Origin of the sequence: Ralstonia soli, from assembly GCF_023955655.1 — a bacterium.
Lineage (GTDB): Bacteria > Pseudomonadota > Gammaproteobacteria > Burkholderiales > Burkholderiaceae > Ralstonia > Ralstonia soli.
The window spans coordinates 223,125-239,591 of the sequence record NZ_JAMXHT010000005.1 but is presented as its reverse complement, the minus strand read 5'-3'; the positions used below and the strand labels follow the sequence as shown (position 1 = coordinate 239,591).

Annotated in this window: 14 protein-coding genes; 5 read left to right on the top strand and 9 right to left on the bottom strand. The window is 67.3% G+C overall.

The annotated features are described in order from the left end of the window. Positions 1-76: 76 nt before the first annotated feature. Positions 77-973: a LysR family transcriptional regulator gene (locus tag NG900_RS14225; protein WP_252681430.1), complete on the top strand. Its 897-nt coding sequence runs from the start codon at positions 77-79 to the stop codon at positions 971-973. Between the two features lie 21 nt (positions 974-994). Here the strand turns inward: NG900_RS14225 and NG900_RS14220 are convergent, their stop codons facing one another. From NG900_RS14220 to NG900_RS14195, 6 genes are all read right to left on the bottom strand, one after another. Next, complete coding sequence (locus NG900_RS14220) at positions 995-1,885, bottom strand: flagellar brake protein (protein WP_252681427.1); 891 nt, start codon at positions 1,883-1,885, stop codon at positions 995-997. Between the two features lie 142 nt (positions 1,886-2,027). After that, positions 2,028-2,417 (bottom strand): RidA family protein, encoded by a 390-nt coding sequence (locus NG900_RS14215; protein ID WP_252681425.1) that lies wholly within the window; start codon positions 2,415-2,417, stop codon positions 2,028-2,030. A gap of 106 nt (positions 2,418-2,523) precedes the next feature. Beyond that, complete coding sequence (locus tag NG900_RS14210) at positions 2,524-3,495, bottom strand: threo-3-hydroxy-L-aspartate ammonia-lyase (protein ID WP_252681422.1); 972 nt, start codon at positions 3,493-3,495, stop codon at positions 2,524-2,526. Positions 3,496-3,503: 8 nt separating this feature from the next. Then, positions 3,504-4,148, bottom strand: coding sequence for a helix-turn-helix transcriptional regulator (locus NG900_RS14205; RefSeq protein ID WP_252681419.1), 645 nt, complete (start codon positions 4,146-4,148; stop codon positions 3,504-3,506). A gap of 52 nt (positions 4,149-4,200) precedes the next feature. Further along, positions 4,201-5,127: an alpha/beta fold hydrolase gene (locus NG900_RS14200; RefSeq protein WP_252681416.1), complete on the bottom strand. Its 927-nt coding sequence runs from the start codon at positions 5,125-5,127 to the stop codon at positions 4,201-4,203. Positions 5,128-5,183: 56 nt separating this feature from the next. After that, a complete protein-coding gene (locus NG900_RS14195; protein WP_252681413.1) occupies positions 5,184-5,933 on the bottom strand; it encodes an SDR family oxidoreductase in 750 nt (249 codons plus the stop codon). Positions 5,934-6,045: 112 nt separating this feature from the next. Here NG900_RS14195 and NG900_RS14190 point away from each other — a divergent pair, with 112 nt between their 5' ends. The 3 genes from NG900_RS14190 (at position 6,046) to NG900_RS14180 (ending at position 9,540) form a co-directional block, all read left to right on the top strand. Continuing rightward, positions 6,046-6,969 carry a LysR family transcriptional regulator gene (locus NG900_RS14190; protein ID WP_252681410.1) on the top strand — a complete coding sequence of 308 codons (924 nt, stop codon included), beginning with the start codon at positions 6,046-6,048 and terminating at the stop codon, positions 6,967-6,969. A 210-nt stretch (positions 6,970-7,179) separates the two neighbouring features. Further along, positions 7,180-7,737, top strand: coding sequence for a sunset domain-containing protein (locus NG900_RS14185; protein ID WP_252681407.1), 558 nt, complete (start codon positions 7,180-7,182; stop codon positions 7,735-7,737). An 87-nt stretch (positions 7,738-7,824) separates the two neighbouring features. Next, positions 7,825-9,540 (top strand): SulP family inorganic anion transporter, encoded by a 1,716-nt coding sequence (locus tag NG900_RS14180; RefSeq protein ID WP_252681405.1) that lies wholly within the window; start codon positions 7,825-7,827, stop codon positions 9,538-9,540. Positions 9,541-9,561: 21 nt separating this feature from the next. On the opposite strand, the gene NG900_RS14175 is transcribed toward NG900_RS14180, so the two are convergent. The 3 genes from NG900_RS14175 to NG900_RS14165 all read right to left on the bottom strand — a co-directional run bounded on the left by NG900_RS14175 (position 9,562) and on the right by NG900_RS14165 (position 14,632). Continuing rightward, complete coding sequence (locus tag NG900_RS14175) at positions 9,562-11,367, bottom strand: virulence factor family protein (protein ID WP_252681403.1); 1,806 nt, start codon at positions 11,365-11,367, stop codon at positions 9,562-9,564. Continuing rightward, positions 11,364-14,048 carry a bifunctional lysylphosphatidylglycerol flippase/synthetase MprF gene (mprF, locus tag NG900_RS14170; RefSeq protein ID WP_252681401.1) on the bottom strand — a complete coding sequence of 895 codons (2,685 nt, stop codon included), beginning with the start codon at positions 14,046-14,048 and terminating at the stop codon, positions 11,364-11,366. Before mprF ends, NG900_RS14175 begins: the two co-directional genes overlap by 4 nt. A gap of 383 nt (positions 14,049-14,431) precedes the next feature. Then, entirely contained in the window at positions 14,432-14,632 is a 201-nt protein-coding gene (locus NG900_RS14165) for a hypothetical protein (RefSeq protein WP_252681399.1), read from the bottom strand. Between the two features lie 276 nt (positions 14,633-14,908). Between NG900_RS14165 and NG900_RS14160 the strand changes: the two genes are divergently transcribed. Then, positions 14,909-16,426 (top strand): sensor domain-containing diguanylate cyclase, encoded by a 1,518-nt coding sequence (locus tag NG900_RS14160; RefSeq protein WP_252681396.1) that lies wholly within the window; start codon positions 14,909-14,911, stop codon positions 16,424-16,426. The last annotated feature ends 41 nt before the right edge of the window (positions 16,427-16,467 follow it).

The window sequence follows — 16,467 nt, the reverse complement described above, 5'->3', positions numbered from 1 at the left end:
TGAAACCGATTGATCCAGTTCGATATCATCGGTTTTTCCGATATATTGGTGGATCTGACCACCGCCGGAGCGACCCATGCGCCACTCTCCCGAAGCCCTGCTCGCCTTTGCCGAAGCTGCGACGCTGGGTTCGTTCTCCGCGGCGGCGCGCAAGCTGGGCAAGCGGCAGTCAACGGTGAGTGAGGCGATCGGCAACCTGGAAATCGACCTGGGGCTGACGCTGTTCGACCGCAGCACGCGCCAGCCGACGCTGACCGAAGCGGGCCACGCGATGCTCACGCAGGTGCGCCGCGTGCTCGAAGCCAGCGAACAGATGGACCGCCTGGCCGCGCAGATGGCCGGCGGCCTGGAGGCGCGCCTCACGCTCGTCGTGTCCGACACGTACCAGTCCGACCGCTATGAGCAGACGCTCGCGCTGCTCGAACAGCGCTTTCCCGAGCTGGAACTTGAATGCCTGATTGCGGAGTACGAAGACGTGGTCGACATCATCCAGCAAGGCCGCGCCCAACTGGGGCTGGTGGCCACGCAGCCGACGTATCCGCCTGACATTGGCGCGGCGACCATCGCCGAGCAATCGGAGATCGGTCTGTTCGTCGGGCGGCAGCATCCGCTAGCGCAATACGGCAGCGAGGAAGTGCCACACGCGGTGCTGCGCGACACCCGTGAGCTGCGGCTGAACACCTTTGTCGACCCCGTCGGGCCCCGGGCCGAAACCACACCCGTGCGCAGCCTGCGCCGGTGGTCGGCGCCGAGCTATCTGATGCTGCTGGAAATGGCCGTGCTGGGCTTCGGGTGGACGGAGCTGCCGCGCTGGCTTGTCGACCACTTCGCGGCTGACAGGCTGCACGAAGTGCATGCGCGCGGATGGCCGCGCCATGTGCCGGTGGATGCGGTGTGGTCTCGCAAGCGCACGCTGGGCCAGGCTGGCGCCTGGCTGCTGGAGACGATGCTTGCCGGCGCGATCAAGGCCTGAGGCCAGCGCCGGCATCCGTGCCTACTCGTCCAGCCGCTCGATGATCAGGCGCGACAGGCGCGCCGTCTGCTCTTTCGAGAGCGAGAACTCCACGCCGAACGATGGGAAGCCCGGCGGACCATCCTGCACCGGCGCGGTGCTGGCCACGCGCCCGGCGATGGAAAAGTCCTCCTGCTGTCCGTCGACATAGGCACTGAACTCCAGCGCGAGCTGCTCGCCCGCCGCAAACGTGGCACCGGCACTCTGCACCAGCGCGCCGTTCAGGCAGATGTCGCGCAACATGGCGACGCGGCCGGCGGGCGATGCGGCCTGTCCCTCACCCCGTCCATCCCCCTGCGCACGCACCATCGCACCGATGCGCACCTGCACGCGCTTGGCGCTGCGCAGCGGCATCTTGTGCACCTTGGCCGGCATCGACAGCACCACGTACGGCGCGGGAAACTGCCCCGTCGCCACCACGCTGCACATCATGCTGACCACCTCACGGCCCGAGAAGCCACGCAGCAACAGCATGTCGCGCACCTCCGGACGCAGCGTACGTTGGCTATCGGCGGGCTGCGTGATGAAGATTGCCTCGCCTTCGATATAGCCGATCAAGCGGCATGGCATCGGACCCCGCAGCGGGGCCGACTTCTCCTGCACCTGCAGCACGGTGCCGATCGACAGGCCCGTCGCACCCAGGCGCGGCTTGCCCTCCGCTGATTCCACAGGCGGCGCTGCGTTGGGGGCATCTTCCGCTTCTGCAGCGGCCATCACGGCGCCATGCAGGAATATCAGCCGCACGGCCTCGGCGTCGGGCACCACCACGCCGGCCGACAGCAGAAGCCTGCCGGCGCCGTCCACGAGCGCGAATGGCAACGGCTGGCCGATCGGTACATCGTCGGGCCGGAGCGGGCGCGTGGCGTGGGTCATGGGGGGGTTCCGTCGCATTCAAGGTTGAGCCCGGTCAAGTACGCCCAGGCAGGCACACCCGGCATTTTGCAACATTGGATGGCGAACGGGCGAGGGATCGACCTTCACTGCGCGTGATGTGCGTCAACCGCGCCGGCGTCCTTCAAGCCGCCAGCGCCGTCGCCTCGATCTCGACCGCGAGACCGTAGTGCAGCGTCGGCACGGGCACCACGGCGCGCGCGGGGCGCTGTTCGCCAATCCACGCGCGATACAACGCATCGAACGCGGGCCAGTGCGTTTCCATGTCGGTCACGTACACGCGCACCTGCACCAGGCGCGAGCGGTCGGTGCCGGCGGCGGCGAGCACCGCATCCAGGTTGGACAGCACCTGCCGCACCTGCGTGTCGAACGGCGCATCGACGAGCCTCTCGCCCGCAGGCGTCACGGGAATCTGCCCCGCCAGGAACACGAAACCGTTGGCGCAGACGGCGTGCGAATAGTGGCCGGCAGGCGGTCGCAAGTCCGGCGCGTTCAGGTAGCGCACATCGCTCATGCGGCCACCTCCGTACCCATCTCGCTCATCCAGCCTTGGCGGTGTCGGTGGCAGGCGGCATTCGCGGCCGTGCGCATCCCCGCTGCGCGGGGCCCCTGCTTACTGCTCATACCGCCTCCTCCACCACCAGCTTGGCGAAGTGCTGCAAGTCCACATTGCCCCCCGACAGAATCACGCCGACACGCTTGCCACGCACGTCCACCTTGCCCGTGAGCGCCGCTGCAGCCGCCAGGCAACCAGTGGGCTCGACCACCGCCTTCATGCGGCTGGCGAAGAACTGCATCGTGCTCACGAGCTCCGCGTCGCTCACGGTGACGATGTCATCCACCAACTCACGGATCACGGCAAACGTGTAATTGCCCAGATGCTGCGTCTGTGCGCCGTCAGCGAGCGTCTTGGGCGTGTCGATGTGGACGATCTCGCCCTTGCGGAAGCTCTGCTGACCGTCGTTGCCAGCCTCGGGCTCCACGCCGATGATCTTGCACGCGGGGTTCAGCGCGCGCACCGCCGTGGCGGTACCCGAGAGCAATCCGCCACCGCCCAGTGGCGCCAGCACGACGTCGAACGGCCCCGCCTCTTCGATCAGCTCCTTGGCGGCCGTGCCCTGCCCGGCCATCACGTGCGGGTGATCGTACGGCGGGATCAGCGTCAGGCCCTGCTCTTCAGCGAGCTTGCGGCCGAGCGCTTCGCGGTCTTCGGTATAGCGGTCGTAGAACACCACTTCACCACCGTAGCCACGCGTGGCTTCGACCTTGATGACCGGCGCGTCCTGGGGCATGACGATGACGGCGCGCATGCCGAGCAGCCGGGCCGACAGCGCAATCGCCTGCGCGTGGTTGCCCGACGAAAACGTGATGACGCCTGCCTTGCGCTGGTCGGGCGTGAACTGCGACAGCGCGTTGTATGCGCCGCGGAACTTGAACGCACCCATGCGCTGGAAGTTCTCGGCCTTGAAAAACAGCTCGGCGCCAGCCATGGCGTTAGCGGTGGTCGACGTCAGCACGGGCGTCTTGTGGGCCACACCTTGCAGGCGGGCATGGGCGGCAACGACGTCGTCGTAGGAGATGGGCAGACTCATGGCGGGGCTCAGGTCGGAGAGTTCTCTGGGAGGTAGGTATAGACAGTCGAGCGCGCCACGCCGAGCGTTTGCGCGACTTCCGACAACGCGCGGCGCAGGTTCAGCAGGCCGCTGGCGGCCAGTTCGCGCATGGCTTCGCGGCGCTGGTCGAGCGTCATGGCCATGGGCGTGGTGTTGCGCGCGGCGGCAAAGCGTTCGAGTGCGGCGCGCACGTCTTCCACGCGGCGGGAACTGAGCGATTCCGGCACCGGCGGCGCCGCCACGTCAACGCGCATCAGCTGCGTGAGGCCGGTCGTCACGGCGCTCAGCATCGACACATCCATGTTCAGGCAGATGGCGGCCACATAGTCGCCACGGCTGTTCTTCAGGCCGATGGACGTGCTCTTGGCCGGCCGCCCGTCGGGAAACCGGTTGGCGTAGTTTTCGATGACTTCCGGGAAATCCGGGTCCGCCATGCGCGCCAGGCCCAGCTCGGTGACGGCATCGCCCACCTGGCGGCCCGAGAGGTTGTTGGCAATGGCAACGACGGAATGGTCGGGATCGGTGAGGTCGTGCAGCACGACCTCCACCAGCGGCGCCAGGGTCTTGCCCAGCGCCTCGACGATCTTGCGGCCTTCCCGCAGGAGAAGGCGGTTTTCTTCAGCAGGCTTCATGGCATTGACGATACGTCAATTACTGACATTTCGTCAATTCCATGGCTTCAGCTTAGGGGGCGGGAGTGTTGATGAACCGCACCAGCTCCGTCATGGTCGCCTCAGGCGCCTCTTCCATCAGCCAGTGGCCAGAGCCCTTGACCGTCACGCCGTTCACATTGGTGGCCACCAGCCTGGCCTGCTCGATCAGGAAGGCGCCCGATGCCTTCTCACCAGCCAGCACGAGCATCGGCATCTTGAGCGGCGCCTTGGCAAAGCCCGCAAAGTCCTCCGCATCCTGCGCGAAGGTGTGGAAGTACTCAAACCCGGCGGCCATGCGGCCCGGCTGCGCGTAGGTGTGGGCGTAGAACCGCCGATCGGCTTCAGGCACCGAATGCTTCGGATCGGCCGCAAAGTCGTTCCAGAAGTGCTCGAAGTAGATGCGCTCGCGGCCTTGCACCAGCTTCAGCGGCACCTCGCCGTAGAAGTGGAAGTGCCACAGGTCGCGCAGCAGCCAGACCTTCTGCCAATCGCCCACGCCGGGCAGGAAGGCGTCCATGAGCGTGATGCTCTCCACCTCGTCGGGGTACTGCGCGGCGTAGGCGTACGCCACCATGAGGCCGATATCGTGGCCCACCAGCTTGACCTTGCGATACCCCATGGCCTGCACCATGGCGTGGATGTCCTGCGCCAGTGTCTTCTTGTCGAAACCCGCGGCGGGAATCGACGATGTGCCCGCGCCCGGCAAGTCCGGCGCCAGCACCACCCGGCGATCGGCCAGGCGTGAGATCAGCGGCAGCCACATGTGGCTGGTCTCGGCATAGCCGTGCAGCAGCACGACGGGGGTTTCGGGGCCGCTGCCGGCTTGCAGCGTGTGGATCTGCAGGCCTGCGGCGTCAACGGTACGGTCTTGCACGGCGGGTGCGGCATGCGCCTGCAGCGCAGCCAGGCCGATCAGCGCGGCGCCCAGGTGGCGAGCCAGGTTGGGAAGCATTTTCATGATGATCTCCAGCGCGGGCCGTACGGGGTGTGCGGCCCGCTGAATACACGATGGGTTTAAAGCTGGCTCATGCCGCCGTCGGCAATGATTTCCGTGCCGACGATGAAGGCCGATTCGGGCGCCGACAGATGCAGCACCGTCGAGGCAATCTCTTCCGGCTGGCCAAAGCGGCCCAGCGGGATCTGGCTCTGGATCTGCGCGGCGGTGGCCGACAGCGTGTCGGCATCCAGCCCGAGCTTGCCGTAGATGGGCGTGCTCACTGGGCCGGGGCTGACCACATTTACGCGGATACCGGAGCCCAGCAACTCCGCCGACAGCGTCTTCGCCAGCGAGATCAGCGCCGCCTTGCTGGCCGCATACACCGACGAGTTCGGCATGCCGATGCGCGCGTTGATCGAGCCATTCAGCACGATCGACGTGCCACGGTTCAGGACCGGCAGCAGCGCCTGGATCTGGAAAAACGCGCCCTTCACGTTGGCGTTGAAGGTGGCGTCCCACAGGGCTTCGTCCACGTCCGTCAGCGGCGCGAACTTGGCCATGCCGGCGTTGATGAAGACGGCATCCAGGCGCACGCCGGCTTCCTGAAGTTGACGAGCCAGATCACGCGCGGCGGCCACGGTGCCGGTTTCGTTGCGGATGGCGATGGCGTTGTTACCCAGCGTGGCGCGTGCCGTTTCCAGCGCGGCTGCGTCGCGGCCGGTGATGACCACACGGGCGCCTTCCTGCACAAATGCCTGGGCGGTTGCCAGGCCGATGCCGCTGTTGCCGCCAGTGACCAGAACGGTCTTGCCTTCAAAGCGATTCATGATGTCCTCCAGTAGGAAAGTTGAACTTGAACAATCGCGTGACTGCAGTGTGGACGCGGGTAAGCGGTTTGCCATACGATCGGAACGATGAACACGTTCGAAGGAATTGCACATGTTGACGGACGAAGAATTGGCGCTGCTCGAGGCCATCCGCCAGACGGGCAGCCTGTCGCGCGCGGCGGCGCAACTGGGCAAGGCGCCCTCCACCGTGTCGTATGCGGCGCGGCAACTGGAGCAGCGCTTTGATGCGTTGCTATTCGATCGCCGGCGTTATCGGCTGCAACTGACGCCGGCCGGGCAGTTACTCTGCGACGAAGCCGCGCGGCTGGCGCAAGACGTGTCACGCATCACGCAGCGCGTGCGGCAGGTGGCCAACGGCTGGGAAGACCGGCTGTGGATCGTGACCGATGAGCTGCTGGAATTCGAATCGCTCATGCCCGTCATGCACGCGTTCGACGCGCTGCAGTCGGGCGTGGCGCTGCGCGTGACGCACGAAGTGCTCGCCGGCACGTGGGAGGCGCTGCGCGACGGCCGCGCCGACCTCGTCATCGGGGCGACCAACGAGCCGCCGTCCATCCCCAATCTGGGGTGGTTCGAGCTGGGCGTGGTGGAGTGGGTGTTTGCCGTGTCGCCGCGGCATCCGCTGGCGGCCATTCAGGCGCCGCTCACGCGCGAAGACATCGCCCGGCATCGCGCCGTGGTGGTGGCCGATTCGGCGCGCACGACCGCCGGCCGCGCCTACGGCATGCTCAGCGGGCAGCCCACCTTGGCCGTGCCGAGCATGCGCGCCAAGACACTCGCGCAGCGCGATGGCCTGGGCGTGGGCTGGCTGCCAAGGCATCGCGTGGCGTCGCTGCTTGCGCGGGGCGAACTGGTGGAAAAGCACACCACCAACCCGCGCGAACCCAACCTGCTCTACGTCGGCTGGCGCCGCCACGCGGATGGCGAGGGCCGTGCACTGCAATGGTGGCTCGAGCAACTGCGCCAGCCGCGCTTGGCCCAGCGCCTCGTGCAGGGTGTGGACAGCTTCGCCTGAGCCTTCGCCCTGTGGGGTGATCTCGCCTATGCTGGGATGACGCTGACGCCGCATATTCCGCATCGTTCTGCGCAAAGGGCGTCAACTGTTGCGGAATGGTCAACATCGGGCCGATTCTCCTCAGAGAAACCCTCGGTTTGGTCAACGCGCGCTTTCTACTGGCGTTAATCGATCACGCACGTATCTCCGTGCCTCGTTGAGGGTCTCGTTATGAAACTGTCTGCGTTGATGTTTTCGATGGGTGCACTGGTGATGGGTTCGGCGTTTGCACAGGGCACGGCCGCGCCGGCCACCGCACCGGCGGCAGCCCCGGCAGCCGTCCATGCGGTCTGCAAGGACGGCACCCCCTACGCCGGCGCCACGCTCAAGGGCGCCTGCCGTGGCCATGGCGGCGTCGACAAGAAGGCCAGCGCTGCCGGCGCCTCGGCGGCTCCGGCTGCTGCACCGGCCACCCCGGCAACCGCGCCGGCCGCTCCGGCGCCAGCCAAGTCCGCTGCCGCTACGCCGGCTGCCCCCGCTGCTGCTCCGGCGCCGATGCCCGCCCCGGCCAAACCCGCCGCCGCACCTGCCAAGCCGGCCGCTGCCGCTCCAGCCAGCGTTGCCCCCGGCGGCGGCGCCGACAAGGTATGGGCCAACGCCAGCACCAAGGTCTATCACTGCCCGGGCGACCGTTATTACGGCAAGACCAAGCAAGGCGAATACATGACCGAAGCCGACGCCAAGGCAGCCGGCATGCGTCCGAGCCGCGGCAAGGCCTGCGCCAAGTAAGACGCGCCTGCAGCACTGGGGACGTCCGGCACGCCGCGGCCCACCCGGGTCGCGGCGTCTTCCTTTTCTGCTCCACCTTCGCGACGCATGCCCTCCGCCAACGACCATCCGGCCACCGCCCTGCAACACCCCGAGAGCTTCGCGCCGCTGGCCGCCCCACCCCAACCGCCGCAGCAGCGCGCGCTGCGCGACGTCATTGCCGGGTTCTCGATTGCGGGCCTGCTACTGCCGGAAGCCGTCGCCTATGCAGGCATCGCCAGCCTGCCGCCACAAGCCGGGCTGATCGCGCTGCTGTGCGGCCTGGTCGTCTATTCGCTGGTCGGTACGAGCCGCTTTGCCATCGTTTCGGCCACGTCATCGTCGGCTGCCGTGCTGTTTGCGACGGTGCTCTCCGAGCCCGGCACGTCCGGCGCGACGGCACTCACGATGGCGGCCGCGCTCATCATCGCCACGGGTGTGCTGTTCATCCTGGCAGGCGCGGCGCGGCTGGGCGGCATGTCGGATTTCATCGCGCGGCCCGTGCTGCGCGGCTTCACCTTCGGGCTGGCGCTGACGATTGCCATCAAGCAGTTGCCCAAGATCCTCGACGTGACGGTGCACCACAGCGACACGCCACGCGTTGCGCTGGAGCTCATCACGAGCGCGGCCAGTGCCAACCCCTACAGCACGATACTCGGCGCGGTTGCACTCGCCCTGCTGTTCGGCCTCGGGCGCTGGGGGCGCATACCGGCCACGCTGGTCGTCATCGTGCTGGCCATCGCGGCGGGCTACTGGATCGATTGGCACGCCTACGGCATTGCCGTGGTCGGCCATATCGACTTGCAGCACATCAGCGTGGGCGTGCCCGACCTCAGCCGCGCGCAGTGGATGCAGAGCGCCGAACTCGGCTTTGCGCTGATGTTGATTCTCTATGCCGAGTCGTACGGCTCGATCCGCAACTTTGCGCTCAAGCACGGCGACAGCATCTCGGCCAACCGCGACCTCGTCGCGCTGGGCTGCGCGAACCTGCTCTCGGGCCTGCTGCACGGCATGCCGGTGGGCGCCGGGTATTCGGCCACCTCTGCCAACGAAGCGGCGGGAGCACAATCCCGCCTCGCCGCGCTGTGCGCCGCGGCCGTGGTCGCGCTGATCGTGTGGTTGTTCCTGCCGCAGCTCGCGCGCATTCCCGAGCCGGTGCTGGCCGCCATCGTGATCTTTGCGGTCAGCCATTCGCTGCATCCGATGGTGTTCAAGCCCTATTGGACGTGGCGCCGCGACAGGATCGTGGTGATTGCCGCACTGCTCGCCGTGCTGGTGCTGGGCGTGCTGCACGGCCTGCTGGCCGCCATTGGCGTGAGCCTGCTGCTGACGCTGCGGCAGTTGTCCGAACCGAACGTGAGCGTGCTCGGCCGCCTGCGCAACAGCCACGATTTTGTTGATGTGTCCTTGCACCCGGAAGCCAAAGCGCTGCCCGGCGTGCTGATCGTCCGGCCTGAAGTGCCGCTGTTCTTCGCCAACACCGAACGCGTGCTCGGCAAGGTGCGCGCGATGCTGCAGCAGCCGCACGACCCGCCGCTGCGGGTCATCATGCTCAGCCTGGAAGAAACCCCGGACGTGGACGGCTCCGCCATCGAAGCCCTGCGCATCTTTGCCGCCGAATGCGCGGCGCGCCATCTGCAGTTGATGCTGGTGCGGCTCAAGCCCCGCGCGCTGGCCGTCCTGCAGCGCGCCACCGACAGCACGCTGCGGCCCGAGATGCTCCATGAACTCAGCGTAGACGAGTGTGTGCAGACGTTGACTGCAGACGGCCACCCCAGCGCTTAGCGCCGCCTGCACAACCGCGAATCAGCGTGCGGGAGCGCTGTTCGCGCGCGCGCCTTCCAGGATGATGCGCGCCAGCTTGGCGTAATCGCCATCAAAGTGATGGCCGCCCGGCAACTTCACCAGCCGGACCTGCTTCGGGTCCAGGTTGGGGCAGTTGGTGTCTTTCTCTTCCTGGCCGTAGATGCACATGCCCAGGCCCGCGGGCAGCTTCTGCACCTCGGGCAGGATCGGCAACCCAGACGCGCTGCTCGACACCCAGTTGGTCATGTGGAATTCAAAGTCGGCGCGCTTGCCCAGGCCCATCATCACGGCCAGCGCCACGTGCTCGCGCGACGCCGCCGGCATGCGGTTGACGATGAAGGGCAGCACGTCCGCCCCCTGCGAATAACCGATCAGCAGTGCCTTCTGCTTCTTCCAGCGCGCGGCGTAGAAGCGCACGAGGCGGTCCATGTCGGCCGCGGCTGAGGCCGGCGTGCGCTGCGACCAGAAATAGCGCAGTGAATCGATGCCCACCACCGGCACGCCGGACTTGGACAGCGCGGCCGCCACCTCCTTGTCGAGCCCCGCCCAGCCGCCGTCACCCGACAACAGCACCGCAAACAGCTCCGACGACGTGCCGGGCTGCGCAGCGACTTCGATGATCGGCAGATCCGACACCGCGGCTGGCGGCGGCGGGGGCGGCGGCTTTCGCTGCGCAACGAGCTTGGCGAATGCGCTCTTGAACGGCTCACTCGCCGTCACAGGCGGCGCATTTGCTCCGGACGCCGTGGCCGGCAGCGTTACCGACTGCGCACCGGAAATCGTATCGATGAAGGTTTGCGTGGCGCGCGCCTCGCACAGCGGGCCGGAGCGGCGCGCAAACGACGTCAGCGTGCCCGGCGATTGCAGTGCCACCCACGGCGCCGACAGCTTCGTGGCCGGCAGCAGCACGACGCCCGCATTCTCGGGCGGCTTGACGCGCTTGGCTGTGGTACGGCTCTCGCTCTTGCGGCGGCTGAAGTGCACGCCCTCGCCCTTGCACAGTGGCTTGCGCAGCTCCAGCACCGGGCAGAACTCCATCGACATGGCCGCGGCGAAGATGTTCGGGCGCGCCTGGGCAATCATGGCGTAGGCCAGCGCGCCGCCTTCGTTGTCACCCACGAGGATGGGCGGGTAGTAGCCCGGCACCTTCTCGTAGGCCTGCAGGAAGCGGCTGAAGTTTTCCAGATCGCCGTCGGGAAACGCGCAGTCGCCCTGATCGGCTTCCAGGCTGGAGAACAGCGCGGGGGTCGACAGGCCAGCCACCAGCGCGCCCTGCTGCGCCAGGCTTTCGGCCATGCGCGATGTGGCGGCCGTCCAGCCCAGATCGCCCGAGAGCATCAGCACCACGGAGCGGATCTCCCCCTTGGGCTTGTAGACCGGCACGTCACGAAACCGCCCGTGCGTGACGAACTCGACAGCGCCAGGTGCGGCGGCGGGCGTGGCCGGCGCCACCACCGGCAGCGACAGCACGCCCCCGTTGGCGGCCTTGTTGGCGGCAACGGCGGCGGCGCTCATCTGCACGCGCGGCGGTATGTCGCCCTGCGGCGGCACAGCCACGACACCACTGGCGCTCGTCATGCCGACGGGCGGCACCAGCACCGGGCCCTGCACGGGCGCGGGTGCGAGCCTCGACGCCGGCGCGGCCTTGGGCGCAGACACCGATGCATCGGCCGCAACGGCCCACGACGTGGTCAGTGCCAGCCCGATCGCACCCAGATGTGCGGCCAGATGCGCGACCCAATGCCGGCCCTTGCGTAACACTCCCCTGTGCCGCGCCTCTTGCGGGCGCGGTGCTTGCCGACTCATTTGGAGATCACTCCCTTCAAGCCGCCGCCGATCAGCGCGGCGACGTCCGTCAATGTAAACAGCGGCGCGATGCCGCCGCGTGCAAGCAGGTAGCGGGGTTCCCACACCGGCTCGAACTTGTCCTTGAAATTGCGCAGCCCTCTGAAATTGTAGAAGCGCGCGCCGTGGCGGAACATCATCCGTCCGAAGCGGTGCCAGCGCGGCGCGAGCTGATGCTCCACCATGCCCGACATCGGCGCCATCCCTAGCCCGAACCGCTGATACCCCTCCGCCTGGAAGTGGAGGATGACCTTGCCGAAGAGGAAATCCATCGTGCCCGGCGGTACGTTGGCGCGATAACGCATGAGGTCGACACTGGCCTCGATGCGCAGCACCTCGGGGCACATCAGCGTGGCAAACGCGAGGATGGCGCCCTCGCGGCGGACAACCGCTACGGGCTGGCTGGCCACGTAGCGGTCGTCAAACGCGCCGAGCGAAAAACCCTTCTCCCGCGCGTTCTGGTTGCGCAGCCATTCGTCGGAGATGGCGCGCAGCTCGTCCAGCACGGTGTGCACCTCGGCGGCCGGCACGATGTCGAACGACAGGCCTTCGCGCTCGCCGCGCGTCACGCCGTGGCGCAGGTTGGCCCGGCGCGAGCCCTTGAGGCTGAATTCGGGCAGCGACACATAGGCCTCCTCCCCCAGCTTGTAGGCGCGCAAGCCGGCATCGAGATACAGCGGCAGCGTTTGCGGACGCGTCTTGTAGAACGCCGCGCGGCCGCCGTGCGAATCAGCCATCTCGATGAAGCGCCAGATCAGCTCCGGCCACTCCTGTTGCGCGCCCACCGGGTCGGACAGCGCCACCCACGAGCGCCCCTGCTTGGCATACATGATGAAAGCGTTGCCCGACGGCGAGAACAGCAGGCTCTTGTCACCCATCAGCGCCAGCGCGGCATCGGCGGCGGGCTGCTTGCGGACGATCTCGGCCGCGCGGGCGAGTTCGTCATCGCTCGGGAAGGTGGTCGCGCCGGGCTCCTTGCGAAAGAGCTGCCACATGCCGAAGCCCAGGCCGGTGACGGCCACCGCCATCAGCGCGCGGATGGAACGCGGCGCATCGCCGTCAAAGGTGAACTGCCACCACAGTTGGTTGGCGTAGGCCACCTCGCGATAGGCGAAGAAGAGAATCCACACGCAGGCCGCAAACACGCAGGCCATGGCGATCAGCCAACCCGCCTCCAGCCGCTGCGAGAACAGCGACGACGGCCGGTCGAACTGCCGCCGCGAAATGATGAGCAGCACCGCCAGCGTGACCAGCACCGCCATCTCCGACACGGCGATGCCCTTGGGCAACGCCAGCACGCCCGTGAGCAGCGACAGCACCAGCGCCGCCCACCACGCGGCATCGAGCCGGTGCAGCAGCCCGCGCGCAACGAACAGCATGATCAACCCCGCCACGCTGCCGATCATGTGCGAGGCTTCCACCACGAACAGCGGCACGTGCATGCGCAGGAGGTCTTCGGCCTCGTCGCTGGCAGGCGTCACGCCCGAGACGAGCAGCATCACGCCTGCCACCATCGTCAGCGCAGCCAGCAGCCCAGGCGACAGCTTGACCGCCGCGCGGCCAAATGGCGCAAAGGGAGCGCCCGCGCCGGAGCGCAGTTCGAACACGCCAAGCATGGCAGCCGCCACCACCAGCGGCAGCAGAAAGTAGATGGCGCGGTAGAACAACAGCGCCGCCAGCACATCCGCCGGCGGCGCCTGGCCGCTGCAGCCGAGCAGGATGACGGCCTCGAATACGCCCAGGCCGCCCGGGCTCTGGCTGAGCACGCCGAGCGTGACGGCCAGCGCGTAGAACGCCACAAACGTCGGCAGATCAACGGCACCCGCCGGCATCAGCACCCACAAGGCCGCCGCCGCCGCGCTCAGGTCTGCCGCTGAAATCACAAACTGCCGCGCCGCCAGCCCGGGCGGCGGCAGGCGGATCTCCCATCGGCCGAGCAGCGTCACGTTGCGCTGCCGCATGCACAGCGCAAGCAGCGCCACCACACCGGCCAGCACCAGCAGCGCCACCACTTCCAGCAACGCTGCCGGCAGATGCGTGATGGCAGCAATGTGCGGCGCGCCCCACAGCAAGCCGACCGCACCGAAGGCCGTGGTGGATACGCCGAGCGCGCCCGCATCAAAGGCCACCGCCTCCGTCACGCGTGCGGCATCCAGCCCGGCCGCAGAGTACAGGCGCGTGCGCACCGCCCCCGCCGTCAAAGACCCGAGGCCAACGGTGTTGCCCAGCGCGTAGGCGATGAACGATGTGGTGGCCACCGTGCCGGGCGCCACGTGCGCGCCCGCATACCGCAGGCCGGAAGCGTCATAGCCGGTCAGGGCGACATAGCTCAACGCCGTGGCCAGCATGGCCAGCAACAGGTGCGCGCGCGGCGTGGCCTGCAGCGCGGCGATCATGTCGGCGTAGTGCACGTGATCGAGCAGCGCATACAGGCTGTCGAACACCAGCGCACCCAGGACGAGTACCGCCCCAATCACGATCCAGCCGGCCAGACCGAAGCCCGACCCGGAGCCCGAATCGGAGTCCGAATCGGGACGCGAGGAAGCAGCAGGCGCGGCCGCAGCATCGGCGGCGGCGGGCGCTGAGCGGGCCGATGACCGGCTTGGCGTGGAACTGGCGTCGTTTGACGCGGCGTCAGGCATGGTGAAAGACGAGATCCTGCTGGCTTTGGCGGCACGCCCCACCCCCCAACGCCACACCATGGGCGGAAGACGGATGCGGGCAACGTGCCGAAACAAATTGGATGAACCTGGGCGCGAACCCGAACGCGCGGACTACAGACGGTGGCAAGCCCAACCGCCAAGAGCCGCCCCCCCACGGCATCGACATCAGGATCGGCCCCGACCTCCCGGCCAGGCTAGTTGTCATCCTGGCCGGAACGGCTTCCGACCGGTGCGCCGGCTTCCTTCTGTTTGCGCGCGAGCCGGATTCGCACGTGCCGATGGTGTACGTAATGACGATCTACGTAATACGGCTGAGATTAATACGGCTGAAGCGGCCGATTCGTTGACACACCTGTCGCATTTTACGGTTTGGGGGCGCTCTCCGGTGCCTTCGGGGGCACATGGGGCTTGCCGGCATCGACCGATACGGGATCGCTGGCCGGAAAGGTTTCTTCAATGCCCTCGTCCAGCAGCGCTTCCTCGTGCGTATCGGCCACGGGTGGGTGCGGGTTGGCGGGCACTGGGGTCGACGTTGGGGTAGACGAAGGGCGGTCGGCTGGCATGGCGTTCTCCGGTCTCCAAAGGGGGCTTACCAAGCATAGGCAAAGCGACGTGACAGGGTGACATGGGCAAAAAGTCCGCGCGGCAGCGCGCTCGATGCTACGGGCGCGGCACTCAGACATTCCTCAGCAAGGCATGCGCCCGGCCGCCGAAAGCGTCGCACCATCGCGAAACGCAAACGTTTTTCCTCAGGGAAATGCTCTAGACAGTATTGCGTAGGACGGTGGAGTCCTGTACACAATCGCGGCTATCCCGTTCTACTTTTCAGAAGTTCGCGCATGCCTTTACAGCGCGCCGCCAGCGCATTCCTGCGGCGACCCTCCCTGCTTATCGTGGGCGCTTCAGCGCTCTCGCTGCTCCTGGCGGCGTTGACGGCGCTTTCATTGTGGGAGATGCGCACCGACGCATTGGCCCGCGCGCGTGACAGCGCCGACAATCTCTCGCTGATCCTGCAGCGCGACATCGCCCGCAACATCGAGGTATACGACCTCTCGCTGCAGGCCGTGATCGACGGCATGCAGGAGCCCGAGGTCGTCGCCCTGCCCCCGGCCATCCGGCAGCTCGTGCTGTTCGACCGCTCCACCAATGCCCAGGACCTGGGCACGTTGCTGGTGACCAACAAGACCGGCGACGTGGTGATCGACTCGCGCTCAGTGCCACCAAGACACATCCATCTGGGCGACCGCGACTACTTCCAGGTACACCGGGGCTCGCCTGACGTCGGTCTGTATATCAGCGAGCCCTTCACGCCCCGCGTGACGGGCCTCGACACCTCCCTGGGCCTGAGCCGCCGGCTGAACGGGCCACATGGCGAGTTCAACGGCGTGGTGGTCGGCACGCTGCGCCTGAACTACTTCCGCCGGCTATTTGACGGCATCAACCTCGGGCCGCACGCTTCCGTGACACTGGTGCGCACCGACGGCACGCTGCTCATGCGCCGGCCGTACAACGAAAAGCTCATCGGCCGAAGTGTGGCCGACAGCATCGCCTTCCAGAAGTTGCTGCAGGCAACTGACGGCTCCTACGTGGAGAAGTCCGCGCTTGACCGCGTTGAGCGCCTGGTGAGCTTTCGCCATATCGGCGAGCATCCGTTGATCGTCACCGTCGGCCTGGCCACCGAAGACATCTACGCCGAGTGGTGGCAGCGCGCCTGGGTGATCGGCGGCATCGTGCTCATGCTCGATGCGGTGTTCATGGTGCTGTCGCTACTGTTTGCCCAGCAGCTGCGCAAACGCCTGGAGATGGAGCAGCAGTTATACCTGCTGGCCAATACCGATAGCCTGACCGGCCTTGGCACGCGCCGCGCGCTGGATTCCGCCCTGGATGTGGAGTGGCGCCGCGCCAATCGGCATCACACGCCGATGTCGGTGCTGATGATCGACGTGGATGACTTCAAGCACTACAACGACCGCTACGGCCACGCCGCCGGCGACACCGCGTTGCGCACCGTGGCCCGCTGTCTGAACGACAGCATCAAGCGTCCCGGCGACTTTGCCGGCCGCTACGGCGGCGAGGAATTCTGCGCCGTGCTGCCCAATACCGACCTCAACGGCGCAGTGCGCGTGGCCGAGGCCATCCGCGCCGCCGTGCTGGCCGCCGATGAGCCCAACGTGACCAGCGCGCACGGCAAGCTGACGGTCAGCATCGGCGTGGCCTCGCACTCAGGCGTTGCCCTGGCAGACGACACGGTCCAAGACCTGGTCCACCTGGCCGACGGCCGGCTGTATGAAGCCAAGGCCGCCGGGCGCAACGTGGTCATGCCGCGGCAGGAGCGGCCGAAGCTGGCGGTGGTGTAAGGCCCGCCCGGCCCTGGGCGTATCATCGCGGCTTTTTTCCG

Coding starts and splice junctions, on each gene's coding strand:
- NG900_RS14225 (WP_252681430.1), top strand. CDS start 77: ATGCGCCACTCTCCCGAAGCCCTGCTCGCCTTTGCCGAAGCTGCGACG.
- NG900_RS14220 (WP_252681427.1), bottom strand. CDS start 1,885: ATGACCCACGCCACGCGCCCGCTCCGGCCCGACGATGTACCGATCGGC.
- NG900_RS14215 (WP_252681425.1), bottom strand. CDS start 2,417: ATGAGCGATGTGCGCTACCTGAACGCGCCGGACTTGCGACCGCCTGCC.
- NG900_RS14210 (WP_252681422.1), bottom strand. CDS start 3,495: ATGAGTCTGCCCATCTCCTACGACGACGTCGTTGCCGCCCATGCCCGC.
- NG900_RS14205 (WP_252681419.1), bottom strand. CDS start 4,148: ATGAAGCCTGCTGAAGAAAACCGCCTTCTCCTGCGGGAAGGCCGCAAG.
- NG900_RS14200 (WP_252681416.1), bottom strand. CDS start 5,127: ATGAAAATGCTTCCCAACCTGGCTCGCCACCTGGGCGCCGCGCTGATC.
- NG900_RS14195 (WP_252681413.1), bottom strand. CDS start 5,933: ATGAATCGCTTTGAAGGCAAGACCGTTCTGGTCACTGGCGGCAACAGC.
- NG900_RS14190 (WP_252681410.1), top strand. CDS start 6,046: ATGTTGACGGACGAAGAATTGGCGCTGCTCGAGGCCATCCGCCAGACG.
- NG900_RS14185 (WP_252681407.1), top strand. CDS start 7,180: ATGAAACTGTCTGCGTTGATGTTTTCGATGGGTGCACTGGTGATGGGT.
- NG900_RS14180 (WP_252681405.1), top strand. CDS start 7,825: ATGCCCTCCGCCAACGACCATCCGGCCACCGCCCTGCAACACCCCGAG.
- NG900_RS14175 (WP_252681403.1), bottom strand. CDS start 11,367: ATGAGTCGGCAAGCACCGCGCCCGCAAGAGGCGCGGCACAGGGGAGTG.
- mprF (WP_252681401.1), bottom strand. CDS start 14,048: ATGCCTGACGCCGCGTCAAACGACGCCAGTTCCACGCCAAGCCGGTCA.
- NG900_RS14165 (WP_252681399.1), bottom strand. CDS start 14,632: ATGCCAGCCGACCGCCCTTCGTCTACCCCAACGTCGACCCCAGTGCCC.
- NG900_RS14160 (WP_252681396.1), top strand. CDS start 14,909: ATGCCTTTACAGCGCGCCGCCAGCGCATTCCTGCGGCGACCCTCCCTG.